General features: G+C 60.9%; 7 protein-coding genes. 6 read left to right on the top strand and 1 reads right to left on the bottom strand.

Annotated features, from left to right (window positions below; genetic code table 11):
• Both ACN0Q0_RS16520 and ACN0Q0_RS16515 read left to right on the top strand, forming a co-directional pair.
• The coding region (locus ACN0Q0_RS16520) for a glycosyltransferase (RefSeq protein WP_417244385.1) at positions 1–2,663 on the top strand (2,663 nt) is incomplete at its 5' end.
• Between the two features lie 2 nt (positions 2,664–2,665).
• Positions 2,666–3,526 (top strand): hypothetical protein, encoded by an 861-nt coding sequence (locus tag ACN0Q0_RS16515; RefSeq protein ID WP_343505035.1) that lies wholly within the window; start codon positions 2,666–2,668, stop codon positions 3,524–3,526.
• Positions 3,527–3,662: 136 nt separating this feature from the next.
• Here ACN0Q0_RS16515 and ACN0Q0_RS16510 read toward each other — a convergent pair whose 3' ends face one another.
• A complete protein-coding gene (locus ACN0Q0_RS16510; protein ID WP_343505034.1) occupies positions 3,663–4,580 on the bottom strand; it encodes a hypothetical protein in 918 nt (305 codons plus the stop codon).
• A gap of 409 nt (positions 4,581–4,989) precedes the next feature.
• Between ACN0Q0_RS16510 and gmd the strand changes: the two genes are divergently transcribed.
• The 4 genes from gmd to ACN0Q0_RS16490 all read left to right on the top strand — a co-directional run.
• Positions 4,990–6,003 carry a GDP-mannose 4,6-dehydratase gene (gene gmd, locus ACN0Q0_RS16505; RefSeq protein WP_343505033.1) on the top strand — a complete coding sequence of 338 codons (1,014 nt, stop codon included), beginning with the start codon at positions 4,990–4,992 and terminating at the stop codon, positions 6,001–6,003.
• Between the two features lie 29 nt (positions 6,004–6,032).
• Entirely contained in the window at positions 6,033–8,624 is a 2,592-nt protein-coding gene (locus ACN0Q0_RS16500; RefSeq protein WP_417244384.1) for a glycosyltransferase, read from the top strand.
• A 110-nt stretch (positions 8,625–8,734) separates the two neighbouring features.
• Positions 8,735–9,685 (top strand): sulfotransferase family 2 domain-containing protein, encoded by a 951-nt coding sequence (locus ACN0Q0_RS16495; protein ID WP_417244383.1) that lies wholly within the window; start codon positions 8,735–8,737, stop codon positions 9,683–9,685.
• A gap of 15 nt (positions 9,686–9,700) precedes the next feature.
• A partial coding sequence (locus ACN0Q0_RS16490; RefSeq protein WP_417244386.1) for a sugar phosphate nucleotidyltransferase occupies positions 9,701–9,855 on the top strand: 155 nt, incomplete at its 3' end.

The following is a 9,855-nucleotide window of genomic DNA, read 5'->3' as shown; positions in this document are numbered from 1 at the left end:
TCGTCTGCGTCGGCCGCATCGAGCCCCGGAAGAACCAGTTGCTCCTTGCACGCGCGATTCGCGATCTGCCTGTGACGCTGGTGCTGATTGGCCATGCCGGAGATCCGGAATACGCTGAAAAGGTCCGGCGTGAGGGGGGCAACAAGCTGATCATGGCGGGCAGGATGGAACCCGGCAGCGACCTGCTCAGATCCGCGCTGAGCGGGGCGCGTGCATTCGCGCTGCCCAGTTGGTCCGAAGGCGCCTCTCTAGCCGCGCTGGAAGCCGCCGCGTCAGGGGCAACACTCATTCTCAGCAACCGCTCCTCCGAGACCGAGTATTTCGGGGATCTCGCCAAGTACTGCGATCCCGGCGACCCCGACAGCATCCGGGCCGCGATCGTGAGCACTCTCACCAGTCGGCCGCAAAATGACAGGAAGCGACGTCTCCGCGACCTCGTCGTCGAGCACAACAGCTGGGAGCGTTATGCGCTCGACACGGCCAGAGCCTACGCTACGGCGCAGAAAGCCCCACCGCGGGCGCAGCCCCCTGTCGCCACGGACGCGCACCGGGTCGCGCCCAAACTCGTCTTCGACATCACGACGCTTGCGCATCATCAAGGGCGCATTACCGGGATCAGCCGCGTCGAATCGAAACTCGCAGAGGAATTCGAAGCCCTCGGAGAAGATCTCGCTTTCATCTGCTGGAACGACAGCCTCCAGAAATTCATCGAGGTTCCCTCCCGCTACGCGCGGTTCGGCCATGCCGCGAAATTTTGCAAGCACATCTCTCAAAGTTCCGACATCGAAGCCGTAATCTTGCCAGAGGACTGTACGGTCGTCGTGCCCGGCAGCGCGTGGATGCAAAACAGCCGCTACGTCCGCGGTCTTGAAGACCTGAAATCCCGCTGCAACTGCAGCCTTTATTCAATCATCTACGATCTGGTTCCATTCAAATTCCCCTTTTGGTTCGACAAGCACTATGCACCGGTCTTCCGGGACAATTTCTTCAGGCTCGCATCGTTCAGCGATCACATTCTGACAGATTCCGAAAGCTGCGCCGCAGATGTCAGAACCGTGCTGAACGCGGAATCTCTCCCTGTCCCGAGCATCACGCCAATCCGCCTCGGAGATCCGAAGCTTATTGCTGATCATGGCATCTCCGCAGAAGAGCTCCCCCGAGCGATACGGCAGAGCTTCGAGGGCAAGAAATTCGTTCTCAGCGTTGGCGCCATTCACGCCCGCAAGAACTACGAGATGCTCTACAGAGTGTGGGCGAGATTTGCGGATGAAGGGATCCATTCAGACCTTCATCTCGTCATCATCGGCGGCGTGGCCTGGAATGGCCAAGTTCTCTCCTCGCAGATTTCTTCCGATTCCCGTGTCGCCGGTAACATCCACATTCTCAGCGGCATCGAGGACGATGATCTTGGATGGTTTTACGAAAACTGCCTCTTCACCGCCTTCCCCTCCCACTACGAGGGATGGGGGCTACCGGTCGCTGAGAGCCTCGTGCATGGAAAACTCTGCCTCGCCACGTCCAGCAGTTCGGTGACGGAAATCGCACCCCAGGTCGTCGAGCACATCGACCCCGAGGACTTCGCGGTCTGGCATCAGAAGATCTCGTTCTTTGCGTCGAGCCGCGCCGCCCGGGAAGCGAAGGAGGCAGCGATCCGCGAGGGCTACACCGCCGTACCGTGGAAGACGACGGCGCACCAGATCCTGGAACTCGTCAAGGCTCCCAGAGCCTTGCGCCAGTGCAGGGCGCTCTATGCGGGAGAGGTCGCGAGCGCAAGCAATCAGTCCGCTCCGCTGACCTTGAGCTTCCAGTGCGGATGGCATCCTGCGGAAGGCTGGGGCCGATGGACGAGCGCTAGGCGGGCGAGCCTGCGGATCAATGCGGCACAGGCTCTTCGTCCGCAGCAAGAGGAACTAAGCCTGCTCATCAAGCAACAAAGTTACTTCCAAGACGGTGAGGCAAAGCCCCTGAAAATCTGGGTGGGCGGCAAGCTCAAGTTCGCCTCGACGGTCAATGCAGAGAACTTCCCACGGGAACTCCTTCTCAAGGTGTTGGCCGCTGACATCGACGAAAAAGGCATGCTCCAAGTTGATGTCGATTTCCCAATGTCGGCCGAAAGCCCCGCCAAGGAGCCGCAGCGCGCATGCGGTCTCGGACTCATCTCGCTTGCGCTCCTTGATGCCGAGTTTTCCAACCCACTCCAGAGCCTTACCAACAGTGCACACTGGTTCGAAGGTACAGAAGCGGCTCACATAGACATGCGCAGGGAAACCCACCGAAAAGTCAGCGCTCCACATCTCGACTATTCCCCGGCATGGGGCGCCGGCTCGACCAAGGGAGGGGTCGATCTCCTCGTTCCGATTCTGCCGTCCGCCCCGACGCAGGAGGTTTCAGTCAGCTACCGCCCAGCCGCGTCACCGAAGTACCCGCTCTCCCTCCGCGTTCTGTGGAACGGAGAGGAGGTTGCCCGCGCCCACACACGGCACGACGGGCAGAGCCGCATAACCTTCGACGTGCCCCGCAAGCTGCTGACAAAATCCTCCCCCGCTGTGCTCACGCTGGAAAGCAATTCGTTGCTGTCGCCGAAGGAAGTTGATCTCGGAGTGACTCACCAGATCGCGGGCATCGGTGTTTCGGACATCTTTCTCAAGCCAAAAGGGGCGTAACAATGACTGTCTCCGTCAAAAGCATCTTCGACGCCCCGCTCAAGCATACCGCCCTGTGTGACGGTGTTTTTCTGGGAGAATGCTGGCACCAAGACATCCCGATCGGATGGTCCTGCGAAGAAGACAGCACGATCTTCTTCGAGTCGCACCTTCCGCCTGGCTCACTCTTTGCTCTCGAGTATTGTCTGTACAACGCCTCCGAAGAGGCTCCTAAGACATTGAAAGTCAAGAGCCCCGGGCGAAAGGAGGTTGAACATGTGGTCACCTCCGGCCAAGCACATTTCATCGTCATCGAGAGCCCCGCACACCAGCCCGGAGCACGTCAGACTCCTCTCAACCTTCATGTTAACAAGCTCGACAGCCCGGCAAAGCTCGGCAGGTCGACGGATGACCGCCTGCTGGGCCTTCAGCTTCTATCGCTCGCACCACTCGCAGCGAAACCTGCATTTCCGATCATGTTCTCCAACGCCGAGAGCTGCAAACTTATGCTCACCACGGGTTGGTCCTCCCCGGACCCGACCGGCGTGTGGGCATTGGGAGACTATTCGAAAATCGTTTTGCCCGGCTATCTCAACGATGGGGTCAGGTTTCTGACCTTCGAGTTTGGCACGCTTCCCAATGCCGAGAACGGCCACCCCCCGATGAGCGTCAGCATCGAAGTGAACGGAGCGCCTCTCATCGAAAACATCCTGGCACAGAAGAACTCTCGGTCTTTCACGATCAACCTGAAAGATATCTGGCGCGAGAGCCAAAGCCTTTCAATCGGCCTTCGTACTTATAATGCGCAATCGCCTGCCGAACTAGGGATAAACGAAGACCCGCGTCCACTGGGGATATTCCTGAGTACAATCAGGGCCAAATGACGGCATGCAGGAATTAATACTCATTATATTTTGGAGCCTGCCTTCACTATGAAATCGAGAAGAAGAACGGGCGCACAAAATGAAAGCCAACTAAGATTATGAAAAATCAGTCACGCATGGAAGCGCTCGACATATATCAAGACAATCCCAGCTTCAACTTCCAGGCTGCCAACTCTTCTCCTCCTGGCACGCACTCCTCCCACAAGTACGCATAATTCACTGCTGCTCGCATATCCTTCGCCTTGTAGGCATACACACTCAGACGGTTATAGAACCATGCGCACTCGAATTTTGTAAGCTGCGTCATGGAATTTGCGAACACATCCAAAGCCTTCTCCGGTCGACGCCGATATGCCCTCTCGGCCAACATGAGGCTCCGCCGCGGCGCCTTGCGTCTCGCCTCGGCCAGAAGTCTGGTCATCTCCTCCACGTCGCCTCTTGCGGCCGCAGACAAGAAATTGTGCCAAAATAATGAATCCGTGAAAGCCCTGATCGCCTCATGCCCGAGGAACGGCACGCTGATGCGGACAACACCGGGCACAGCCGCTTCGATCATCTTCGCATTCACGTCATCATCTTGTGTATATCTGTCATAAATGACGAAGGCGCGGCCAGAGACATCGTCAGAGCGTATCTCCATATCTGCGTGAAGCTCCGGATCGAAATATTTATGCAAGGTGGGGTTAACGCCCCCCATAACGGCCCGGTCTATGGAGAATTGCGGCGAGAATGCGAGAGCCACATCTGCTTCCAGAGACGCGCTGTTCTTGAGAGCCGCATATCCGCCCATTGAAGTGCCATAGGTTATCACCTTGCGTCCCTGGCAGTAATCCCGAATCGCCTTCGCAGCTTTAGGCCAGCTAGGGAACTGATACCAAATGGAACGTTTCGAGCGAACTCCTATTCCGGTGAGTTTAAGCTTGTCAAAAAGCCCTCGTCCCCAAAAGCTATCTCCCTTCAGATTCTGCCCCAACGGACCAAAGGCGACAACCACCAAATCAGATACGTAATCGTTGCATATCACATCTACATATTCATCCGAATAAATCAGCATACTGATATGCACTCCAGGTATTAACTGCGATTTTCCATTGAGTTAGGCCTGAATGCGCAGCATTGTCAAACAACAGCCCACGGATCGCGTGCCTCGATATCCCTGGGGGGTTCAAAGCCGCTCCTGCGCCCTGAGCCCCCATCGGGGTACGCGCGGCTCCCGGTTCTCCCGCCAGTAGCAGTAGATGTTCGCCCCTCACCAAAGCGCCAACTCACCCGCTCCGCAGGAGCCGAAACCCTCTCAATCTCGCCTCCTAAGAACCTGCCGCAGGGCTTGCGGCCTTGCCGAACCGACACAGAGAACATCAACAATCTTGGCACTGGCCGGTGAAAGCCGGCCATATGTTGTGTTGTGTTGGGGAACGTCCTAGACATCCGGTGAACAGTGCCTTGAGAGACGAGATTACTTCATGAAGACAGCATTCATCACCGGCATCACCGGGCAGGACGGCGCCTATCTCGCGAAGCTTCTGCTCGATAAGGGCTATCAGGTCCACGGCGGTGTGCGGCGCATTTCGCAGCCCGAGACCACCCGCCTGGAACTGCTGGGGATCGCCGACAAGGTGGAGTTGCACGAGTTCGACCTGACCGAGCAGAACAACATCTTCCGCACCATCCAAAAGATCGAGATGGACGAGTTCTACAACCTCGCGGCGCAGAGCTTTGTCGGCGCCTCTTGGGAGCTGCCGGTCTATACCGCCGATGTCGACGGCATGGCGGTGGTCAAGATCCTCGACACGCTGCGCACTCTGCGCCCCGAGACGCGCTTCTACCAAGCCTCGACCTCCGAGATGTTTGGCCTCGTGCAGGAGGTGCCGCAGAAAGAGACCACCCGCCTCTACCCGCGCTCGCCCTACGGCGTGGCCAAGGTCTACGGCCATTACATCACGATGAACTACCGCGAGAGCTTCGGCCTGCACGCCAGCTCGGGGATCCTGTTCAACCACGAGAGCCCGCTGCGCGGCAAGGAATTCGTCACCCGCAAGATCACGCTCGGCCTCGCGGCGCTGGCCCGCGGCGGTGACGCCGCAATCGAGCTCGGCAACATGGATGCCAAGCGCGACTGGGGCTTTGCTGGCGACTACGTCGAGGGCATGTGGCGCATGTTGCAGCAGGACGAAGCCGACGACTACGTGCTGGCCACCGGGGTGACCACCACGATCCGCGACTTCTTCACCTTCGCTGCTGAGGAACTCGGTATGGATCTGGCCTGGGAGGGCGAAGCCGAGAACGAGACCGCGACCGACCGCAAGACCGGCAAGCTGGTGATGAAGGTGAACCCCAAGTTCTACCGACCTGCCGAGGTCGAGCTGCTGATCGGCGATGCCTCTAAGGCGCGCGAGAAGCTCGGCTGGCAGGCTTCGGTCGACGTGCGCGGACTGGCCAGCATGATGGCCAAATCCGACTACGACGCGCTCGCCTGACCGCCTTCCACAGCAGACGGAAGACAGCCATGAGCCTCTCCAACTTCCCCCTGCAGTCCAAGCTGCGCTCCGCGGCACGCCGTCTGCTGAAAGGCCAGGCTTCTGGCAACAGTCACCAGTTCCATGGCCCCTTCCGGGGCCATGTGGACGGCCTTTCTGAAGAGGGGGTGATCCGCGGCTGGGTCATCCACAACGAGACCAAGAAGGGCCGGGTGCCGGTGGGGCTCTACGCCGGCGGCACCCTGCTCGACGCTGGCGTGGCGGGTTCGCTGCGCGAGGACGTGGGGGCGGCACCCGGCGGCGAGGTCGCCTGCGGCTTCCGTTTCGGCGTGTCGGACGCGCTCTACCAAAAGGTCGAGCAGCTTGGCGGCGTGGTCAGCATCCGCACCGAAGGCGCGCAGCGCGTCGAGCTGGGGCAGGTGAAATTGGCAGGCGATGGCACCAATCCCGGCGTCGGCGCCGACACGATGACCCGCTGCCGCTTCGCGCTGAAGCGCGAGTTGGCGGCCATGCTCGAACTGCTCGAGGCGACACCGGTTCCCGAGGGCCCGCTGGCACCTGTCGTGCAGCCCCCTTTCAGCCGGCACGGCATCATGTTCGGCACCGATCGTCTGATCCCCGAGATCCCCGAGAGCGGTCAACCGGCCTATCTCGACTATGTCCGCTTCCGCTATCGGATGGACGAGAAATTCCCGGTGGAAAAGGGACTCGAGAACGCCGACCGCTTCCTCTACTGGTATCTCACCGCCTACCCCGGCCAGGAAAAGCACCGCACCCCGCTCGCGGCGGAGCAGATTGACTACCTGAATGCGCCGCAGGTCATGGGCGGGCAGAGCCACACCCTGAGCCGGATCATGTGGTGGCGCCTCGCGGCCCGGCCCGACCTGCTGGGAGAGCTCAACCTCAACGACCGCGACAGCTACCTCGACACGCTGTTCTGGTGGGCCCACCAGGACGCGCCGCATCTCTACTTCGAAGATTGCCTCGTGCCCGACCGCTTCGCTGACGCGCTGCGCGGCGTGCACCCCTCGCGGCGGCTCGATACCTTCCCCCTAAGCTATTTCTCCGAGCGCTACTTCCTCGACAGCCCCAAGCTGCAGTTCCTAGCCCCGGGCACCGCCGAGGGCCGCAAGACGCTGATGCTGGCGATCCTGCTACACGCGGCGCAGCGCCCCGACCTGCTGCGCTACGTGCCGCGCGGTCAGACCGCGAAGCTGCTGGGAGAAAATCCCGAAAACGAAAACGGCGCCTCGGACTTCGAGATCTTTGTGAATGAGCTGGCCGCCCTGCCCGAGCCCGGTGCCGACGAGCCCACTGGGCCCCACACGCATATTGCCCTGCCCCGCGCGCGCTATGCCGCGGCGCTACGCCGCAAATTCTTCGATCTCGACAGCTATTCCTTCCTGACCCGCGACCGCGAGGGCAACCGCTTCGAAGCCGCCGCGATGCCGATCCCCGAGCCGGATCGCCCGGAGGTCGAGGTGCAGCTGATCGGGCCGCTCGCCAAGGCCTCGGGCCTCGGCCAGGCCACCCGGCTCTCGGCTGCGATCCTGCGCGAAACCGGACTCGACGTGCGTGGCGTCGACTTCGACCTCGACAACCCGGCGCCCGAAGGCTTCAGCTCCGAGACGCTGATCGAGGATTACGGGCCCGCAAAGATCAATCTCATCCACCTTAACGCGGAATCTACTCCGCTGGCCTTTGCCTATCAGCCCGACGTCTTCTCGGGGGCCTACAACATTGGCTACTTCTACTGGGAACTCGACAAGCCCGCCTACTGCCACTACCTCGGCATGGAGCTGCTCGACGAGATCTGGGTCTCCACCGAGTACGGCGTGCAGATCTACAAGCAGGACGCCAAGGGCAAGCCGGTGGTCAACGTCGGCATGTGCTACGAGGAGCATCCCGACATCACCCGCGAGGCGGCCCGCGCCTTCGTCAACCGCCGCTTCCGCTTCGACGAAAGCCATTACGTCTGCCTCGTGGCCTTCGACAGCTTCTCCTTCGTGCAGCGCAAGAACCCGGTGGCAGTGCTGGAAGCCTTCCAAAAGGCATTCGAAGGCGTGCCCAATGCGCGGCTGGTGGTGAAGACGCAGAACCGAGACAGCATCTTCGACCCGGTCCAAGTGAACCTCTGGGACCGTGTAGACGCGCTCATGGCGAGCGACCCGCGCATCGTGGTGATGAACGAGACGCTGAGCTATCGCGACCTGCTGCAGCTCAAGGCGGGCTCTGACTGCTACATCTCGCTGCACAAGTCCGAGGGCTGGGGGTTCGGGATGATCGAGGCCATGGCGCTGAAGGTGCCTGTGGTCTGTACCGCCTATTCCGGAAACATGGACTTCTGCTCGGACGAGACCGCCTGGATGGTGGGCTACGAGGAAGTCACGCTGAAGCAAGGCGATTACATCTTCGTGCGGCCGGGCGCGGTCTGGGCCGAGCCCTCGGTCGAGGAGGCCGCACGCCAGATGCGCGCCGCCTACGACGACGAGACCACCCGCCTCGCCAAGGCCGAGGCCGCCTATGCCCACATCCGGGAGAGTTTCTCGGCCCCCGCGATTGCCAAACTCTACGGCGGCCGGCTGCGCGAGATCTTAGCCGAGCTAGACGCGCGCGCCTGAACGGCGCGCGCCCGCGTAGGTACCCTCCTTGCTGGGCAGCGTGATTTGCCCTCCCCATCCTAAAGACAGGCATACCCGCTCAAAAGGCAGGCAAAAGAGGCATATGGATCATGACCGAAACCGATAAGCCGCAGGTGAGCCGCGAAGAGATCAGGCTGGCCTACAAGCTCTTCCTCGGGCGCTGGCCGAGCGAGTCCGAACTGGACCGCATGGAGCAGCGCGGCCATGGTTACGACAAACTGCGTCAGGTCTTCCTGAACGCCCCGGAGTTCTTTAGGAGGAACGGCTGGGCCCCGGCAACTACCGCGACCGGCACCACCACTCCCGAGAAGGCCAGGACCCTCATTCACCTGCATGTCCCGAAGTCGGCCGGCAGCACGCTGACCGCCATCCTGGCCCCGAATTTTCCGCACCGCAGTCACATGACGGTCGGCGACAACACGATTCAGCAGTTGAGCAACCTGCAGCTGCAGCGACGCAGCGAACTGCGCTTCATCTTCGGCCATCTCTCGCATGGCGTGGCCCGCTACCTTCCGCAGGACTGCGCCTATATCACCGTGCTGCGCGAGCCCGGAAACCGGCTGCTGAGTTATTTCCGCTACGTCCAGCGCATCACCGATCACCCGCTGCATGGTCCGGTCTCGCAGCGAAATATGAGTTTCGGCGACTTTCTCGAATATGCCATTAATAATCCGGTTGTCCGGCTAGAGGCGGACAACGGCCAAGTCCGGCGCTTGGCCGGGCAAGGCCGGCAAGAAAACAGCCTCGGCCAAGAGGCCGCGCTGCTCCGCACCGCCCTGCACAACATCCTCGGCGAAGACGTCATCTACGGCTTCACCGAGCATTTCGACGATTTCCTCGCCCGGCTGAAGGCACGCAAGATCATCCCGGACGTCAAGGACACGCGCCTCAACACCGCGCCGGACAAGACCGACATCGGCCCCGAGCTCGCGCGGCTTACCCCGGCGCAGAAACAAATCTTCGAGGACTTCACCGCCTGGGACAACAGGTTCTACGACATTTGCAAGAGCGTCTATTTCGCCCTGCCCACGCAAATCTGAGAAGAGGTTTCCCGCATGATCACCCCCATCCTTCTCTGCGGCGGCTCCGGAACCCGGCTCTGGCCGCTCTCGCGCAAGAGCTTTCCCAAGCAATTCACCGACGTGGTGGGGGAGACCACCCTGTTCCAGGCTTCGGCGCAACGCTTTGTCGGCGCGGGGTTCGCCGATCC

This window comes from Celeribacter sp., assembly GCF_048259695.1.
Classification (GTDB): domain Bacteria; phylum Pseudomonadota; class Alphaproteobacteria; order Rhodobacterales; family Rhodobacteraceae; genus Celeribacter.
This window is presented reverse-complemented; position numbering and strand designations above follow the sequence as displayed.

Coding starts and splice junctions, on each gene's coding strand:
- ACN0Q0_RS16500 (WP_417244384.1), top strand. CDS start 6,033: ATGAGCCTCTCCAACTTCCCCCTGCAGTCCAAGCTGCGCTCCGCGGCA.
- ACN0Q0_RS16510 (WP_343505034.1), bottom strand. CDS start 4,580: ATGCTGATTTATTCGGATGAATATGTAGATGTGATATGCAACGATTAC.
- ACN0Q0_RS16495 (WP_417244383.1), top strand. CDS start 8,735: ATGACCGAAACCGATAAGCCGCAGGTGAGCCGCGAAGAGATCAGGCTG.
- ACN0Q0_RS16515 (WP_343505035.1), top strand. CDS start 2,666: ATGACTGTCTCCGTCAAAAGCATCTTCGACGCCCCGCTCAAGCATACC.
- gmd (WP_343505033.1), top strand. CDS start 4,990: ATGAAGACAGCATTCATCACCGGCATCACCGGGCAGGACGGCGCCTAT.